The 18,406-nt window shown below is 41.8% G+C and carries 17 protein-coding genes and 2 pseudogenes; 5 read left to right on the top strand and 14 right to left on the bottom strand.

Annotated features, from left to right (window positions below; translation table 11 throughout):
- Positions 1-37: 37 nt before the first annotated feature.
- The 3 genes from tal (at position 38) to F972_RS05535 (ending at position 2,816) form a co-directional block, all read left to right on the top strand.
- Positions 38-1,027, top strand: a complete 990-nt coding sequence (tal, locus tag F972_RS05545) for a transaldolase (RefSeq protein WP_004677869.1) — start codon at positions 38-40, stop codon at positions 1,025-1,027.
- A 73-nt stretch (positions 1,028-1,100) separates the two neighbouring features.
- Positions 1,101-1,751: a leucine efflux protein LeuE gene (leuE, locus tag F972_RS05540; RefSeq protein ID WP_004677871.1), complete on the top strand. Its 651-nt coding sequence runs from the start codon at positions 1,101-1,103 to the stop codon at positions 1,749-1,751.
- A gap of 108 nt (positions 1,752-1,859) precedes the next feature.
- Entirely contained in the window at positions 1,860-2,816 is a 957-nt protein-coding gene (locus tag F972_RS05535) for a benzoate/H(+) symporter BenE family transporter (protein WP_004680973.1), read from the top strand.
- Positions 2,817-2,854: 38 nt separating this feature from the next.
- Here the strand turns inward: F972_RS05535 and F972_RS05530 are convergent, their stop codons facing one another.
- The 7 genes from F972_RS05530 to F972_RS05500 form a co-directional block, all read right to left on the bottom strand.
- Entirely contained in the window at positions 2,855-4,687 is a 1,833-nt protein-coding gene (locus tag F972_RS05530; RefSeq protein ID WP_004680974.1) for a monovalent cation:proton antiporter-2 (CPA2) family protein, read from the bottom strand.
- A gap of 115 nt (positions 4,688-4,802) precedes the next feature.
- The gene (locus F972_RS05525) at positions 4,803-5,522 is read right to left on the bottom strand and encodes an MgtC/SapB family protein (RefSeq protein WP_004769219.1); all 720 of its coding nucleotides are present in this window, start codon (positions 5,520-5,522) and stop codon (positions 4,803-4,805) included.
- Between the two features lie 56 nt (positions 5,523-5,578).
- On the bottom strand, positions 5,579-6,271 hold the full coding sequence (locus F972_RS05520; protein WP_004769217.1) for a hypothetical protein: 693 nt from the start codon (positions 6,269-6,271) through the stop codon (positions 5,579-5,581).
- Between the two features lie 310 nt (positions 6,272-6,581).
- Positions 6,582-7,019 carry an RDD family protein gene (locus F972_RS05515; protein WP_004769215.1) on the bottom strand — a complete coding sequence of 146 codons (438 nt, stop codon included), beginning with the start codon at positions 7,017-7,019 and terminating at the stop codon, positions 6,582-6,584.
- 67 nt (positions 7,020-7,086) lie between these two features.
- Positions 7,087-7,773, bottom strand: a complete 687-nt coding sequence (locus tag F972_RS05510; RefSeq protein WP_004769213.1) for a dienelactone hydrolase family protein — start codon at positions 7,771-7,773, stop codon at positions 7,087-7,089.
- Between the two features lie 107 nt (positions 7,774-7,880).
- Entirely contained in the window at positions 7,881-8,768 is an 888-nt protein-coding gene (locus F972_RS05505) for a hypothetical protein (protein WP_004769211.1), read from the bottom strand.
- A 233-nt stretch (positions 8,769-9,001) separates the two neighbouring features.
- On the bottom strand, positions 9,002-9,988 hold the full coding sequence (locus F972_RS05500; RefSeq protein WP_004769209.1) for a hypothetical protein: 987 nt from the start codon (positions 9,986-9,988) through the stop codon (positions 9,002-9,004).
- Positions 9,989-10,209: 221 nt separating this feature from the next.
- Here F972_RS05500 and F972_RS05495 point away from each other — a divergent pair, with 221 nt between their 5' ends.
- Positions 10,210-10,818 carry a Uma2 family endonuclease gene (locus F972_RS05495; protein ID WP_004677877.1) on the top strand — a complete coding sequence of 203 codons (609 nt, stop codon included), beginning with the start codon at positions 10,210-10,212 and terminating at the stop codon, positions 10,816-10,818.
- On the opposite strand, the gene F972_RS05490 is transcribed toward F972_RS05495, so the two are convergent.
- From F972_RS05490 to pepN, 4 genes are all read right to left on the bottom strand, one after another.
- A complete protein-coding gene (locus F972_RS05490) occupies positions 10,810-11,463 on the bottom strand; it encodes a response regulator transcription factor (protein WP_004758257.1) in 654 nt (217 codons plus the stop codon). The two genes, F972_RS05495 and F972_RS05490, sit on opposite strands and share 9 nt — an antisense overlap.
- Positions 11,464-11,512: 49 nt before the next feature.
- Positions 11,513-11,872: a sensor histidine kinase gene (locus F972_RS05485; RefSeq protein ID WP_004680981.1), complete on the bottom strand. Its 360-nt coding sequence runs from the start codon at positions 11,870-11,872 to the stop codon at positions 11,513-11,515.
- Positions 11,873-11,890: 18 nt separating this feature from the next.
- Positions 11,891-13,648 carry a sensor histidine kinase gene (locus tag F972_RS05480; protein ID WP_004680982.1) on the bottom strand — a complete coding sequence of 586 codons (1,758 nt, stop codon included), beginning with the start codon at positions 13,646-13,648 and terminating at the stop codon, positions 11,891-11,893.
- 100 nt (positions 13,649-13,748) lie between these two features.
- A complete protein-coding gene (gene pepN, locus F972_RS05475) occupies positions 13,749-16,358 on the bottom strand; it encodes an aminopeptidase N (RefSeq protein WP_004680983.1) in 2,610 nt (869 codons plus the stop codon).
- Between the two features lie 345 nt (positions 16,359-16,703).
- Between pepN and F972_RS05470 the strand changes: the two genes are divergently transcribed.
- Positions 16,704-16,961, top strand: coding sequence for a hypothetical protein (locus tag F972_RS05470; RefSeq protein WP_004680984.1), 258 nt, complete (start codon positions 16,704-16,706; stop codon positions 16,959-16,961).
- Between the two features lie 54 nt (positions 16,962-17,015).
- On the opposite strand, the gene F972_RS05465 is transcribed toward F972_RS05470, so the two are convergent.
- The 3 genes and pseudogenes from F972_RS05465 to F972_RS16555 all read right to left on the bottom strand — a co-directional run.
- Positions 17,016-17,489 carry a DUF2147 domain-containing protein gene (locus tag F972_RS05465; RefSeq protein ID WP_004680985.1) on the bottom strand — a complete coding sequence of 158 codons (474 nt, stop codon included), beginning with the start codon at positions 17,487-17,489 and terminating at the stop codon, positions 17,016-17,018.
- A gap of 107 nt (positions 17,490-17,596) precedes the next feature.
- Positions 17,597-18,073 (bottom strand): annotated as a pseudogene (locus F972_RS15165) (DUF2147 domain-containing protein).
- 234 nt (positions 18,074-18,307) lie between these two features.
- Positions 18,308-18,406 (bottom strand): annotated as a pseudogene (locus tag F972_RS16555) (RNA-guided endonuclease TnpB family protein); the annotation flags it as partial.

Here is an 18,406-nt window from a genome sequence, read left to right as displayed (position 1 = left end):
GTTACCAATAATATTGTTTAGCAAGAAATCTATAGCAATGACTGAATCTGCATTACATCAATTAAAGAATTTAACCACTGTGGTTGCCGATAGTAGTGATCTGGAAGCAATTGAAAAATTTCGCCCTTTGGATGCCACTACCAATCCATCACTGATCACGGCTGCTGCTGAACAACCCGAAAGCAAGGAACTGATTGAAGATGCCTATACTCAGGCAAAACAGGAAAATTATCAGGGTGATGAACTGATTGAACGCACCATTGATATTTTAACTGTGAAATTTGGTGTTGAAATTTTAAAGCTGATTGATGGCCGTGTATCAACTGAGGTAGATGCCTCACTGTCTTATGATACCGAAGCGACGATTGCCAAGGCACGTGAACTCTCCAAGCTTTATCAGGGCTATGGCATTGAACAGTCACGCATCCTGATCAAGATTGCGTCAACATGGGAAGGGATTCAGGCAGCTAAAGTGCTGGAAGCTGAGGGAATTCCATGTAACCTGACTTTGTTGTTTGGTCTACATCAAGCCCAAGCCTGTGCTGATGCCAAAGTCACACTGATTTCCCCATTTGTTGGTCGTATTCTGGACTGGTATAAAAAAGCTGAGGGCGTTGATCAATATCCAATTGAAAAAGACCCTGGAGTGCTGTCAGTTAAGAAAATCTATAACTACTACAAACAACATGGGATTCCAACCCAGGTCATGGGTGCAAGCTTCCGCACCACAGCGCAAGTTTTAGGCTTGGCAGGTTGTGATTTATTGACGATTGCGCCAAATTTATTGGCGCAACTGGAACAGGATCAGCAAACGGTTACAGCTCAGCTCAGTACCGAAGCAGCACAACAGGCAGAAAAAATTGAACGTCCTGCCCAAAGCAAAGAAAGCTTTAAGGCAGAACTTGAACACGACTTGATGGCTTTCCAGTTACTGCAAAGCGGTATTGATGGCTTTATCAAGGCGCGTGACCAGCTCAGTTTATTACTACGCCAATCATTTGGTATTGATGCTGAAATCCAGCCTTAATTAGTCGATTTTTCAACTATAAAAAACCGATTTTTGTTACTATAGCAAGAATCGGTTTTTTAATGAGTTGATTGTGTTTGGTATCACAGATTTAACCACTTACATCATTGGTACAGTGTTGATTATCTTATTACCTGGCCCCAACTCGTTATATGTAATGTCGGTTGCCTCACGTTATGGGATCCAAACAGGTTTTTGGGGTGCATTGGGCGTATTAACAGGCGATTCTATTTTAATCCTGCTGACTATTTTTGGAGCAGCATCCCTGTTACAAGCTTTTCCAATTTTATTTGTGATTTTAAAAATAATCGGGGGTGCCTACTTAGCCTATTTAGGTTTTAAATTATTACAGGGCGCTTATCAAACATGGAACACACCACAACAGCATGCTGAACTGCCTGATTTACCTCAATTAGATCAAGTTCACCCCTACCGTACAGCACTGAGTATCAGCTTGCTTAATCCCAAAGCCATCCTATTTTTTCTGTCTTTCTTTGTGCAGTTCGTCAAACCAGACTATGCCTATCCTGCATTAAGTTTTTTAATTCTGGCGATTATTCTGCAATTGATCAGTTTTAGTTATTTAACCGCCTTGATCTTTTCTGGTATTAAATTGGCAGCTTTTTTTAAACATAACCTTAAACTGGCAGCAAGTGGTATTTGTCTGGTTGGCATCCTGTTTTTTGGTTTTGGTGTTAAACTCGCAACCTCAACGCTGGCTTAATGCTACTTTTGATCAAATGATCAATTTATTCAATCATTTTAGAACTACGATTTAGCGAATATTAACGATATACTTTTCAACAAATTTTAATCAACTATAGATGCATTGATGCAACGCCTTATTCAAGATTTTTCCATTCCTGCGGTATTTGCTGGCTTTATTACTTTCCTGATTGGGATTAGCGTTTCTGCGGTCTTGGTGATTCAAGGCGCACAATCTTTAGGGGCAAATACTGCACAAATCAGCTCATGGTTTTGGGCACTGGGTTTGGCAATTGGTCTATCAGGCTTAATCCTGTCATGGAAATATAAATATCCCGTGGCAACAGCATGGTCGACCCCTGGGATTGCGTTGATTATCGCTTCTACAGGCCATTATGATTTGTATGAAGCAATTGGTGCTTTCTTAATGTGTGGCGTCGCAATCGCAATCGTTGGATTTTCAGGCATTTTCCAAAAGTTAATGGCGCATATTCCGCAAAGCCTCACGTGTGCGATGCTTGCAGGAATTTTATTAAAATTTGGCATACAGATTTTTAGCAGTATGCAAACTTATCTGGGTTTTATCCTGAGTATGCTGCTGATTTATCTGGTCTCAAAAAGACTGTTTCCGCGTTACAGCATCGTACTCACCGTGATTTTAGGAGCGATGATTTGCCCATTCTTTATCGAGTTTCAATTGCATTCCATCACATGGTCTTTGGCACAACCTGTCTGGATGCAACCTGCATTTTCATGGTCTGCCTTACTCGGTCTGGCTTTACCGCTGTTTGTGATTAATATGACCTCACAGAACTTGCCTGGGATTGCCATGATCAAGAGTTATGGCTATCAACCGCATGTCAATCAACTGGTCGGCTGGACGGGTGTTGCCCTGTTTGCAACCATTAGCCATAACGTTGCACTTGCTTTTGCCAATGTAGAAGAACGTGAAGCAGCCTTGCTGACTTTTTTATGTAGTGCTTCTGGTGTGCAGTTCTGGGGGATTGGTTCCGCTTTTTGGGGATTGATCTTAGGTATTTTTGTTTTGATCCTATTCAGGTTGAAACTAAAAAATAAGCCTTAGTATCCTAAGGCTTATTTAAGAAATGAATTGGTTAACCGTTATTTTTCATCCAAATCTTTCTGCGCCTCTTCATCGTTTAAAATCCGTCCAGCCTGTTTAGGTCGAATTAATGGTGCAGTTGGACGTGGATGGGCATTGGTATATTGCAGACCCACACCTGCATAAACGTCATCCGCAGCGATTTCTGTTTCAAAACGCTCATCATCACGCTCACGAATTTCATCGGCAATGCGCTGAACCTCATCTTCATCGACACCCAGTTCTTGCAAAATCACGCCGCCAAACTTGATTGCTGATTCAAAGGTTTCACGAATCATATAATCCACTTTTTGCTTGACTAAATAAAGTGAGTGTTCGCGGTCATAGGAACGTACCAGCAGCTTGGCCAGTGGAAATTCATGCGTCACCAGCTCCACAATTCGATTGGTGGTTTCTTTACTATCGACACACACCACGATTGCCTGCGCCGTAGCCGCCCCCGAAGCATGCAGAATATCCAGACGGCAACCGTCACCATAATAGATTTTAAAACCGAATTTTTCCGCGTTTTGAATCATGTCAATGTCATTATCAATAATGGTGACATCAACGCCTCTTGCCAGTAATAATTGACTGGTCACCTGCCCAAAACGGCCAAAACCAATCATCAGAACACTACCACTGAGTCCATCGGCAACATTGACATTGTCTAAATTAATTTCGTCCTTGGTTTGAGTAAATCGCTTGAATACAATCCCCAGAATAGGTGTCAACACCATTGAAAGCACGATAATTGCGGTCAGGTTCGACTTGATTGTATTATCAATCACCTGGGCACTGAGAGCCGCAGCAAACAACACAAAGGCAAATTCACCACCCTGGGCCATCAGCAATGCACGATCCAGTGCTTCGGTATGTGAACTTTTGGTAATGCGGGCAACGATATAGATCATCAGTGCCTTGGCGAACATCATCGCCAACACACCACTGAGAATAAGCTGCCAGTTTTGGGCAACCACGGACAAATCGAGCGACATCCCAACACCGAGGAAAAACAAACCCAGTAACAACCCTCGGAATGGTTCTATATCCGCTTCAATTTGATGCCTGAATGTTGATTCAGACAACAACACACCTGCAAGAAAAGCACCCATTGCCATAGACAAACCACTGACCTGCATCAGCAATGCAGCACCCAGCACAACCAGTAACGCTGCTGCGGTCATGACTTCCCGCGCCTTTGCAGCCGCCAGAAATCTAAACAGAGGATTCAGCAACCAATAACCTGCGGCGATTAAACCTGCAATTGCAATTAAACCAATACCAATATTTTCTAAACGCGCCGAGGTACTTTCAACCACATGATTCGGTGCCATGAAAGCAACAATTGCAAGTAAAGGAACAATCAATAAATCTTCAAACAATAAAATGGCAACAATCTTCTGGCCCTGTGGCTGGGCAATATCACCCCGATCTCCCAGTAACTGCATCACAATTGCTGTTGAAGTGAGTACAAAACAAGCCGCCCCAATAAAAGCCACCTGCCATGTGAAGCCAAATAATAGCCCCACGCCTGTTAATGCGGTCGCACAGGCTACAATCTGCAATGTCCCCAGGCCAAAGATTTCGCGTCTGAGTCCCCATAAATGTGAAGGCTGCATTTCCAGACCAATCACAAACAGGTACATGACAACCCCTAATTCTGCAATATGTAAAATTGATGTGGAGTCGTGGAAAAATGCAAAGCCAAATGGGCCAATAATCAGGCCTGCAATTAAATAACCAAGGACGGAACCTAAGCCAATACGTTTAAAAATTGGAACGGCAATTACAGCAGCGGCAAGCAAGACCACTGGCGCAATTAAACTGATTGAATGTGCTTCTGAACTCATACTGTTCTCATTGTTATCAAGCTGGCGTCATTTTATGTGAAACAATAGACATTTTATATATCATTAATGAGACAATGTATCCCAATGCCATGATATAGAAACAATTTCTAATGGCTTAATTGATGGTATTTTTATCCCAAAATGCCTGTCGAATTTGCGGCATGGCATTCAGATGATTAGTAATATGCTGCGCTTCTTCTGCATCAATTGACGTAGCAATTAAAGTGACTTCAATTTCGACCTCTTTGTCACCAAAAGGTGTTACTTCAATATCTTTGGCAGGATAATTATGGTGTTGCAAGGTTAAATTCAATTCATCCATCACCACCTTACTCTGACTACGGTCACAAATAATATAGATGACATGTAAAACCTCGGTATCGTCATCAATTGGACGACGATCAATGGCATGAACAATCGGTCTTAACAGCGTATTGGCTGCCAAGATAAAAGCCGTTGCCAGTATTGCTTCAATAATAAGGTCTGAACCCGCAGAAGCTCCCACGGCGGCTGAGCACCAGAGAGTTGCCGCCGTGTTTAAACCATGAATATTCCCTTCTTGGCGCATAATCACACCCGCACCCAAGAAACCAATACCTGAAACCACATAGGCAATCACGCGGACTGCACCTTCTGCACCCGTTAAATTGGTAGCAATATCGACAAAAATTGCAGCACCGACAGCCACCAAAACATTGGTTCTGAGTCCTGCCGTGCGTTGTCGGTACTGACGTTCAAAGCCAATTAATGCGCCGAGAATAAAAGCAACGGACAGGCTGATCAAGGTGTCAGCAATATTTGATAAATCAATATTTTGTAAAAACTTTAATTGCATCTTACACCTATATTCTTATCAATGATTCAATGATGGATCAACTGAATTTAAACTGATTATGATGACGGCGTATAACTTAAACCGAGTCCAAACCAATGTTGTTTTAAACGATGTAGACGATCGCCGAAGGAAGCTTCTAAAGTAAGTACATTGGGAATCAAACTATATTGCAACGCTGTCTGGAAAAATGGCGCTTGGCGATCTTGATTATATGTTTCAACTGTTACACCGACATGCTCAGTCACCGTATAAGTTGAAGCAATTCCCCAGCGAACGAGGCGCTCATGGGTCTGTTGATAACCGAGATTGGTATCCAATGCTAAACGTTGATCTAAAAGTTGAAAACTGACAGGAACATTCAAAAACCAGTTTAAATCCCCATGATGAGCAACATCATCACGGGATAGCTGTAAACTACTAGCAACGCCCCAGTCATTCTCCATTGGCTTTAAAATGCTTTTCGCTTGAACCGAAAAGCCATGAATCTGATCTTGATCTTTACTTGAGTGATAGCCCAAAGATACTTCTAAATTTTGATTGAGATTACAGGCAGGTACAACTTGATAAGACCAAGTGCCGTCTTTGTTATAGCTATAAGTACTTTCTAGCTGACACTGCTGCGCTGCTGTAATAGAAACATCATCGGTGTTGATGAGTGGACCCGCCTTACTCTTTTGAGTCAGCAATAATCCACATAAAATAAATACGTTAAGAACAGCAAGCCATTGAATGGAAGCATGAAAAAACATGGGCTTCTCCCCATTTTAGGTGAGAAACTAAACAGGATGCAGTCAATACAATAAATTTTGTGGATACAGCAAAATTTTATAGGAGGGTTTAGATAATTTTTAGCAAAGCTATCTCATTGCAAGACAGCCGACCTAAATAGCTCACTTGCTCAGTATTCGCTTTGGCTTAATCCTTTATTAAACCCGAACCTCGAACAACTTCCCATTTAGGATCTCCGTGAATAAACTCAACGGCATTATAGGACATGCGAATTGATTCACAAGCCCTATCGTATGAATTTTTTATTACATGATAAAATTTCGCTCTAAATTAAAGCTCTCTTACCACTACAGTTTTTGCCATTTTGTCGTGCCAGCCTTGTTTCTTCGCATCAAATGCCACCCAGATTAAACCAATAAAAAAGACTAATGTTGCTGGGATATAACCAATGTATCGAATGATAGCCTGCCCGACAGTCACATTTTCACCCGTTTTTTCATCCAACACTTTTAATCGAAGCAGACGCTTACCCGGTGTTCCTGCAAATTTAATCCAGCAAAAAATATAAAAGACTGCGGCGAGAATTTGCCAAATCCAGTCTGCCGTAGACATAAATTGGAATGATGAAAAACCATCAGAGGCAACTGTGGTATTGCCACCATCAAAAATCATGGTTAATGGAATCATGGCAACCATCACAATGATTGAATCAATAATCGCAGCACCGAAACGTATCCAGAAGCCCGCGTATGCGTATTGCTGAGACATATATTCCCCTCACTTTTTTATTTCTATAAATGAATTTCAGTAAATAATAACCTGTTGTTCCAATGATTTATATTGTGTTTTGTTTTAATTCTCGCTCAAAGAAATCAATCGTACGTTGCCAAACTACCTTTGCTTCAGGTAGGCCCCGACTGACACTGCGGAAACCATGTGGCATGTTATAGGTATAGGCTTCAACCCGATCACCCAGTTCCTGAATCAATTTGTTGCGCTTGGTTGCTGGACAGAATGGATCAACGTTTGACCAATGTCCCTGCAAAATGCGAATGTTATCCAGAGGTTCTTTTTTCGGTACACCCGCACCTTGAATACCCAGTGAATGATGATAAACCACAGGTGCCAGCATATCCTCACGCTTGGCCATCTGAATCACATAACCCCCTGTTAAACACTGCCCTAACATGCCTAACCGACCATTCGATCTTGGGTCTGCCTTTAATGCATCGAGTAATACATGAATTTCCTGATTAACTTCACTGTCGGCTGCATTGATACGTCCTGCCTTACTCACCATAGCACGAATACAATATTTGACTGCACCACCACTAAATAAATTAGGCACATAAACCAAATAGCCCCGATCAGCCAAGTCTTGGGCATCTTCACGGTAAACATCGAGAATGCCGAATAACTCATGCAGCAGTAATATGGCTGGTGCTTTTTCGGAGCTTGATGCAGGTGCATACACTTCAACTTCAATTTGACGTGTCGGTAATGTGATTGTTTTTATTTCCATTTCAGCTATCCATTTTTTTAAATCGCTTTTATATCATTTTTGACAATATTAATTGTCAAATAAAAAAGGGCATCAATAGATGCCCCAGCTAAGATTAGAGTGAATTTTTAAAATTTCAGTATACCATTAGCAGTTAATATTTTCGTTGGATCAGCTTGTTGAGAAAGTTTTACATCTTTAAATGTTAATGTACGGTTTGCTGTGTCCAAACTTAATCCAGGGCATACAGAAGTTTCCGAAGCATATGTTCCACATTGATACCAAGTTATTGAACCTAGTGCAAATGAGATATAAGTAGCAGTCGCATTAGCTTTGGTAATCGTTATACCATCCTCTAGTGGTGAATTTGCTTTATGGGCGAACTGTACATTTACAGTTTGATTAGATGCGTTAAACTGCCCAACTCTTGGTGTCGCCCATACAGCTGAGTTATGTTCGAATATCAATGGCGAAGCTAATCCAGTAATGGTGATACAACCCCATTGATTAGTACTCTTTGCACAGCTTGTAGCAGGTGTCGGTGTAGTCTGCTGACTGTTATCTAAATGCATCAACAGACTATTATTTTTAACTGTTAGATCTTGCGTTGTCCCACTGACTGCTTTTAATACAGTATTATTAAAATAGAAGCTTTTTGCAGGTTTTGAATTGATCTGTCCATCTTTTACGGTAACACCATTACAGGCAGGATTTGTTCCCACACCACATGCCCACGCATATTGATTATTTTCAACCTGAACAGTTTTTACGACTGTATTTTCAACCGTGATTTTTACATTTTCTTTTTTATCAGCATTAAAAAATGTATAAATATCAGGTGATTTAATTACAACCGAACTCACCTTACTAAAGCTACAGAAATCATGCGGGGCATTCTTAAAGCCAAGCTTATCATCCGCACCATTTGATTCACAAAGTTGTGGAGAGGCTGTGGTCTTTTCACCTTGACATCCTCCCCGACCTAAAGGACGGGGATTCCTACTGCTAGATGGCAATGTCCTGCCACGAAACAGATACTATAGTTCTCTGCTTCTTATTCCAATGTAGTCCTACCTTTCGGATTGCAAAGAGTGCACGGATTACAATGGGGAAAACTGTTTTTTTCGTGTTGTATCAGTCTGCTGACTAAAAATATACAACGTAATTATCATAGCACATGGATTACTAGATTCAAATGTTTTTAGCAATCCTAGCTAATCCCCACAAGGGGGACTAGCGGATTGCAGCCTTATATCCTCGGGCTAAACCCCGAGGTTTTACGGCTATTCGGATAAAAACCTGTAAAATCTGCACTTTCCGCAGAATATTTACCTGCATTCTCTTTAAATAGGGTCACATATCCCTTGTCAGTAATTACATAATAATTTGTCCCATTTTGCTGAACGTTTGCACCGCAAACTTCTGCAATGGTTGCAGTTGTGCCTTTTGCAATAACTTTTCCTGTCGCTGCATCCAGATTCAAGACCACTGTACCTTTATCACTGTAATCACCGCTATAGCTCGTCAAATCACTGAGTTTGCCTACAGGTAGTTTCTTGCTGGCACAGGTTTCTGTTACTGGGGCAGGAGTTACAGGAACGAAATCAGGAACTGCTGCCACATCTCCTGCTTTTACTTTCTCAATCAGGGCAGCGTAGTCTTTAATTGTTGCTTGATTGGCAGCCAATGATGCCGCAAAAGCATCCAGAGCCTTATCAAATGCATCATCAATTGCAAATTTAGTTGTTAATAGGTCAAAGTTTTCTGGTAATACATAACCATCTGCTCTGAGTTGTTTAGTTAAATTATCTACCGCAGTTTTAAGTGTGGTTTCTAAAATCGGTTGATAGGTTTTAAACCAGTCACTTGGCGTTTGTGAGCTTGCCAAAGCCAGAGCAAGATCAGTAAATGGCGTGATATTGACATTACCCGCTTTTGCAGCGTAACCATGCAAGGTTTGGGTATCTGATGCTTTCACTTCCAATGCACAAGGTAGTTTAGTGCTATCCACCTGGCCTGACCATTCCCCCTGTTCATTGGTTTTAACCTCATTTTTAAACCCAGTGCCATCTTTACAACTCGCTGTGACACTGGCATTTTTAATCGCTGCCCCAACAGCTGCTGTTCCAGCTAAATTACTGTAGGTTGTGGTCGGTGTTGGAGATGTATTACTGTGCTGATCATCGTCATCATGACATGCTGTAAGTAAAACACTGGCAGCAATACAAGCACTCAATAAACTTTTTTTAACATACGAACCCCATTCGTTATTTCATCCCTTTCGTGATGACAGTAACGTTTTTAGGGTTTTCTGCGTATCCCCAGTTCAGGGGGGGATAGCCTAAAATCTATTTTGACTTCAAAAACTTGTTTACAATGTGAATATTCAATGAGTTGTGATACTTCTTCATACACGCTAAGGTATAGGCTGTATTTATATCATTATGAGTTATTGCCATGTCACCTCATCATGCCTACCCACTTTCAGTCAGTGAACAGGATTATCTTGATGGCGAATTGCTAACTGATATTAAACATGAATATATTCATGGCGAAGTCTATGCAATGGCTGGGGCAAAAGCGGCGCATAACAGAATTACCCTCAACATTTCCTCTGCATTACACCAACACTTAAAGGGAAAAACCTGCCAGCCTTATAGCGGAGATATGAAAGTTAAAGTAGATAGCTGTTATTTCTATCCTGATGTACTGGTTGATTGTTCAGATTTAGCAGATGACAGTGTTTTTACAGAAACACCGACCATTATTGTTGAGGTATTGTCTAAATCCACGCGCCAGATTGACCGTGTGATCAAACGTGAAAAGTATCTACAGATTCCGACCCTACAGGAATATATCCTGATTGAACAGGGTATTGCCGAGATTGAAGTAGTATGTCGTAGTCAAAACTGGCAATCTCATTTCTACTATTTGGGAGATCACATTACACTGAACTCAATTGGTTTAAGCATTTCAGTTGAAGATATTTATGACCGTGTCAAAAATGAAGATGTCGTGACATGGCTAGAGAAGAAAGCCCTAGCAGAACAAAACCTCTCAAATTAAACCATATTGCTGTGCCAGCAGTGCCGCTTCAGCACGGGAGGAGATATGCAATTTCTGATAAATTGTCTTGATATAGCCATTTATGGTATGGCCAGATAATTTTAATTCGTAGGCGATTTCAGCCACCTGATGCCCCTTGGCAATATAAACAAGCACCTGTTTTTCCCGATTGGTTAAAGTCAGCGACTGTATGGCCTGTTGCTTTTGCTGCTTAAGCTGTTCATGTGTTTTGACATAATTGAGTAGTTTCTGCGTCATGCTTGGGGAAAAGGCATGGATTCCAGCAATCAGGTTTTTCAAATGCTGCTGAAATATAGTGGGTTCAAGGTCTTTCAGCAAGTACCCTTTTGCACCATGACAAATGGCCTCAAACAGATATTGGTCATCTTCAAAAATTGTTACCACCACACTCAGGGTATTGACAGAATGTTGTGCCAGCCAGTCAATCACCTCTGTTCCCTTTCCATCAGGCAAGGAAAGATCAATCAAGGCCAGATCATAATGTTGTGACAATAATGACTGCTTTGCTTCCTTTACACTATAAACCTGCTGGATACGAATGCCTGCAAAGGTTTCAAGTAACATCTGTTTGATCCATGCATTGACTTCCAGTATATCTTCTAAAATCAATGCCGTTCGAATCATGTTTATACCCATTTATATATTGACCATCCATTGCTTTTTGCCAAAGTCGCTATAATGGGAAGATCAACTCAACCCTTGAACCTTTTACCTCTGGCAGACTTTGGAAATGCAAGGTTGCTGAAAGTTCAGTTGCACGTTCCCTCAGGTTTTTAAGCCCATTCCCCTCAGACTGATTAGTTTCACCATCAAAACCATTACCATCATCACAAATGACAGAAACCAGTTGTGAATCAACCAAGCTAATCTCAATGATTACACTCTGGGCATTGGCATACTTCATTATATTACTGATGATTTCCCGAAGCACAGAAATATAATGCCTGTATTGTGCATAACTTAAGGTGATGGGTACATCTCCAAGATTTTGTTGCCAATTCAGTTCTATCCCACAACTTTGCAGGCGGGTCACAACCTCATGCTCAAACTCCTACAAAACCATATTTAACTCAACACCCGTACCCAACAGACCATTGACGATGGTACGCATTTCAGCAATCGCCTGACGAATGGCCTGCTTGGCTTGATCCACATCGTTCTGATACAGACCTGATAATAGTTTTGCCCCCAGGTCATCGTGCAAGTCGCGGGCGATACGGTGTCTTTCCTCACGCACACCATTGTCATAGGCAACCCGACTCTCGACTGCCTGAGCTAAAAACGGTAATAAATTCTGAACCAGTTGCTGGTCATAGGCATTAAACAAACGGCGGCCTTGCTGCGGATAGCTGAGACGCATCGCTGCCAGTCCTGCCACCTGTGGGGTATACATCACCAGTCCATTATCTTCAATTTGGCTATTATTTTCGTGTTCACTTATTTCAAGGTTTAATGGCTGAAACAGGTCATTCAACAAGGCTTTCCACTGTAACTGGCGTTCCTGCTCATTCACCGCAAAGCTGACCTGCAAGATTCGCTCAAACAGTTCGCTGTCGGATAATTTTTTACGTTGTAACAGCCGTGCCTGTAGCCAGCCACGGACAGGCAGCCAAATCAGACCACAGATCAGGATAGCCAGACTGAGTGACATAAGTGGGCTTAACATCATCACCAGAAAGGCATCCAGCAACACCAGTAAAATCGCTCCTGCCAGCCAGTACAGAATTCCGAATGCCCAACGGTCCAGACTAAATAACTGATAGCGTTTTAAGCCAATCGCAATACCAATGGTCACAAACAGGAAGAAACCGAACGAATAGGCTTGTGACATATTCAGCTGAATATCAAGTAGCTGGGTGCTCTGAACCAAAAATACAAATGCGCCGCTACTAACCAGAATCCATAAGGCAAACCAGCGCAATGCCACTTTTGCCCGTGGATCATGTCGGTTTGCCCGCCATTGCCAAACCATACATAAAATTGCGCTCAGCATTTGTAAGGTAACGGGTAAGTCTCCCCCCATGCTTGGTTCAGGTAATAGAAATAAGGTATCGAGCAACCACCAACCAGAGAAAAATATCGGTATTGCCCACAACCATTGGGTTCTGATCAACTGCTTTGGGTACACCAGGAATAGACTGATTAATGCACAGCCATATAGCAATGCACCACCCGTATTGATTGCGACCAGTACCCGAAATAATTCGGCATTTAAAGCCAGATCACGGGTGCTATAGATGGCTGCGGAAAAGGCGAATACTGGATAGGCCGCATTGAGTAAGGCAAAAACACGCGGGGCGATTTCATTGGGACGCAATGCCCAAATCCAACAGCCGAGTAAAAACCCAATCGAACTGACAGCAAGCTGAAACCAGAACTCAAAAGGTAAATCCCGAAGTGTTCGTTTAGGCTGAATATTGACAGGATATGGCGTTGAGCTTGAATGATCGCCTGACTGCAAAAATATGTGCTGATGCTGGCTCATCAGTTGATGAACTTGGCTCTGCTTGATAAAAAATTGCTGCATCTCAGGATAGGTTGCAACAAAATGGGGATCTTCAGTAAAGTCATTTGCGTTTAGCTGTATTCGGTTCTGCCCACCTGCTGATGAAATCGCAACTGAATCCACATCCTGTAATATCAATCGCTCCCCGTCAAATACCGAAATTTTTTGGCGTTCTTTGACTTCAAAGCGTAAATGGCTACTGGGCTGATTTACCGCACAATAGATGACCGCAATAAGGGCCAACGACAATCCTAAAATGGCATAAAACAACCGATCCGCTGGTGTTTTGCGACGCAAAGCCATGTATCACCACAATATGAGTATCCTTTCTGTGAGCTAATGATAATCCAGAACATATAAAAAAGGATGCTGTGACAGCATCCTTTCTGACGAAAATAATGTGTTATTCAATGTTTAGCATACTGCTCAAGGTTTCAGATACATTCTTAGATTTCACTTTCGGTTGCAACGCCTTCAATGCCTGCTGTACCTGACTGCGTTGTGGCTCAGCCAAAGTGTACCAGCGAGAAAGTACCTGTAATAAACGGGAACCTAAAATTGGGTTTTTCTCATCCAAATAAGCGGCAAGCTCAATAAAATGATCGACACCAAAGCTCCACGTATTCACTGGGTTATTTGACAAACCGCCACTCACTGCACGGATACGATTCGGTGTTCCCAAATCATAATCTACATGCTGGGTCAAATATTTGATGGTTTCTTCAGTCGCATTCGGATTGGATGCTTGAATGCTAAACCACTGATCCAGCGACAAGGCTTCATCCTTAAAACGATTATAGAAGTCATCCAAAACATCTTGAGCCTGTGGTGCATCATTGCAGACCAGCACACGCAATGCCCCCAAACGTTCAGACATATTGCCCGTGTTTTGATACTGCGCATAAGCCAAATCAAATACCGACTCATCGCCCTGACGTGCCAGCATATTTAGCATGATATTTTTAAGCGCCCGCACCCCCATCGCCAAAGAAAACTCTTTTTGCATCTCTGGGTCTAAAGATAGATAGGTGTCTTTCCAGAATGAACCCAACTCACGAGCCAACCGATCCAACACTGCTTCGCGTTTCTCACGAATCAATTCAGGCTCATAGTCTTGATCAATACGACTACCTAAATAGTTTTCACTTGGTACATCAAACAGGCGTGAAGCAAGCAAAGGATCTTTATTGACCAATTCAGGCAAGGTATTTTTAATCGCCTGAATATAGGCATCGACCTTATGCTCTTCTAAAAGAATACGTTCCAGCAAGTTTTGTGTGGCTTGCCATTGGTTAAAACCGTTGGTTTCATGCTGAATCAGGAAAGCAAGATCTTCATCTGAATAGTCAAACACCAGATTGACAGGTGCAGAGAAATTACGCAATAACGATGCAACAGGTTGTGTAGTCACACCTGTAAATTCAATACTCGCCTCATCCTGATCAAATAAATACACCCCATCTTTAACATCATCCACAAACAGATCAGGGCTATGCAAAGTATATTGCTCACCTGTATTGGCATTAAATAAAGCCAAGGCCACAGGAATTGGCACTGCTTTTAAATTTGGATATTTAGGATGTGCTTTTAGGCTTTGTTTGAAGCTTAAACGATAGGTCTGTGCAACCGCATCATATTCACCTCTGGCTTCCAGTTTTGGTGTACCTGGCTGGTTATACCATGTTAAGAAATTGGTTAAATCCACATCTGACCCTGCGCTTAATGCGGCAACCCAGTCTTCCACCGTCACCGCCTGACCATCATGACGACGAAAATATTCGTCCGTTCCTTTACGGTATTTTTCCTTGCCCAGCAAAGTCGCCATCATGCGGTTAATTTCTGCACCTTTTTCATAAACCGTTGCAGTATAGAAATTATTGATTTCAACAAAATGATCTGGACGTGGTGGATGTGATAATGGACCTGCATCTTCAGGAAATTGATGTGACTTCAACACCGCTACATCATCAATACGTTGGACTGCCGCAGACTGTAAATCCTCAGAGAAAGACTGGTCACGGAAAACTGTCAAACCTTCCTTTAGACACAACTGGAACCAGTCACGGCAGGTAATACGGTTGCCTGTCCAGTTATGGAAATATTCATGGGCAATCACCGACTGCACTCGCATAATGGCTGCATCAGTGGTGTATTCCTCATCAGCAAGCACACAAGACGTATTAAAGATATTTAAACCTTTATTTTCCATTGCGCCCATATTGAACTGGCTCACTGCCACAATCATGTAGTTATCGAGATCATACGGGCGACCATAGTGTTCTTCGTCCCAGCGCATTGAATGCTTTAGTGCTTCCATCGCGATATGGCATTTTGGAATATCTTTTTCAATCGCATAAATTTCCAGAGCAACATCACGTCCCTCAGACGTGGTATAGCGATCTTTCAGTACCGCTAAATCACCAATCACACAGGCAAATAAATAGCTTGGCTTCTTGGTCGGGTCTTGCCAGATGGCAAAATGGCGCCCCTCTCCCACTTCACCTGTTTCCAATAAGTTACCATTTGCAAGTAATACTGGATATTTTTTATCCGCTTCAACACGGGTGGTAAACTCCGCCAACACATCTGGACGGTCTGGATAGAATGTAATTTTACGGAAACCTTCGGGCTCATTCTGAGTCACGAATAAATCACCCGCTTTGTATAAACCTTCCAGTTGCGTATTTGACTCAGGGTGAATCACCACTTGAATTTTCAAAATGACCTGATCTGGTGCATCGGTGATCACCAACTGCTCACTGTCCAGTTGATATTGACCAGCATTCAACAACTGTCCATTCATTTGAATGGATTGTAACTCCAGATCACGACCCAACAATACCAGCTCACCCGCTGCCTGACGTTTCATAACCAATGTTGAATCAACAATGGTGTGATCATCATAGACCTGAATGTCCAAATGAATCGACTCAACCAGAAAAGCGGGTTTTTGATAATCTTTTAAATAAATGGTTTGATCTGCCTGTACAGGAGGTCGTGCCGCAATGTTCATCAGTATTCCTTATCTTTGGTCATGTCTTTTTGATGGTCTTGTTGGCAAGACTCGTAATGACTTGATCATACGCCAACTGATACCGCCTGTCTTTAAGACCCCGTATGAGTTTTAACAATTTTATTGAGCTAAACTCTGTCATTTTCAAATCAAATTGAGTCAATATGCTGATAGTTTAGACAAAATTACAACATAGGTTTCTATTCTTAAATAAAAACTACATAAGCAATTGCATTTCATCGCTCAATTTACATTTTTTTCCAGACTTTTACATTTTGTGCATGGTTATTGCTTAATGATATATGCCAATGTAGGTATATAAAATAACAAGCGAGGGCTACTGTTATGGAATTAAAAGCACATTTGTATCGTCTAGAAAATATTAAGGCAATCCATGATCTTGCTGCCGCGGGCATTGATCATCATGTGATTTCAGTATTCTTATCAGCGGAGGGTATTGATCTTAGCGCCTTAGAAGTTACCAATATCGTGAATACCTATGATGTGCTTGGAAAAGAAAAAGTACCAAGCAAAAAAGTGCAGGCACTCATTGCCGCGAAAAAAATCGGTGAGGAAGACGAAAATCTACCGTGCCCCGTTTAGTTGACCCAATAAAAAACCTCGAATCCCAATGGTTCGAGGTTTTTTTAAATAAGATTAAGGGTTTGCCTTATCTGTACGAATCCAGACTACGGTACGACCCAATGCAGACACCCCCATATAACCACGCATGCGCAGGCGTTTACCTTCACCAGTCACCACAGCCTTACCTTTATAAATTCTCCCAGATGTAGGTTCCAGTACTCGACCATCAATATAAGCATTTGCCTTATTTGGATCTTCCCTAAATCCAGATAAAATCTCCAAACCCAGAATGGGTTTATTAGTATAAGGTGCTGGACATTTGGTGCAGTTGGTCAGTGCAATACCATGCGAGTTCGGATAACGATAAACGATTTTTCCATGATATCTGCCATCGTTTCCTTTACGGATTTCAACAATTGACAGTTGTTCACCTGTACGTTCTTCAATACTTTTCCAGTAACCTTCGATAGAGGCTGCAAAAGTTGTTAGGCTTGCGCAAGCAATAGAGCATCCCACGATGCCTTTTATGAACACACGATTTAGCATAATTAATCCCGTCATTTAAAAAGAAACACATTTATCTTTATACAACCAATTTTATATAACTTATCACATTTTTAAATCAACTCACTTTGACGCCCCAGTTCGAAGTTTTATGGATTTGCATGTTCCGTCCGAATCCAGACCACGGTACGCCCCAAAACAGAGATTCCCATATAACCACGCATACGTATACGCTTGCCATCAGCACTGAGTTGTGCCTTACCTTCATAGATATTTCCTGTTTTAGGCTCTAAAACACGACCGTCAATATAGTGATTTGGGTTCTTTGGGTCTTCTTTTAACCCCTAGGCGATCTGAAGACCCAGAATGGGTTTATTTTTGAAAACTTCAGGGCACTTAACACAGTTGGTCAGTATATTCTCACCACCTAGAACAGAATAACGGTAGACAATGGTTGCTGTATAAGTCGTATCAGGTTTCTTTTTTATTTCGACAAATGAAAGCTGCTCGCCTGTACGGTCGTCAATGCTTTTCCAATACCTTTCAGGTGTTACAGCAAAAGCACCAGTTGAGAACACCGCCAAAGAAATTCCCATGATTCCATTCATGAGTGAGTTTTTTTGCATAAAACGCTCCATAATGCAAAACAGGTCCATCTCATTTATATATATCTATTCTAATGTTTGAAGACAGTCAACAAGGTAAATGTATATTTGACTGTCTAAAATGAGAGTGAATTTTAACTGGTTCACATATTTAGAAATAAACCACTAGGACGACGCACTATCCGTCCTAGTCCATACCACTGTACGACCTAAAGCAGAAATCCCAACATAACCATGCTTGACATCCTCCCCGACCTAAAGGACGGGGATTCCTACTGCTAGACGCTCATGTCCGAGCGCAAGAATATTCAGTGCGGAATTTACATCCCGATCATGGAGCGTACCGCACTCCAT

It is taken from the genome of Acinetobacter sp. CIP 102529, from assembly GCF_000368325.1.
GTDB classification, from domain to species: domain Bacteria; phylum Pseudomonadota; class Gammaproteobacteria; order Pseudomonadales; family Moraxellaceae; genus Acinetobacter; species Acinetobacter parvus.
The sequence above is the reverse complement of the archived record's forward strand: the minus strand, read 5'-3'. Positions and strand labels throughout refer to the sequence as shown.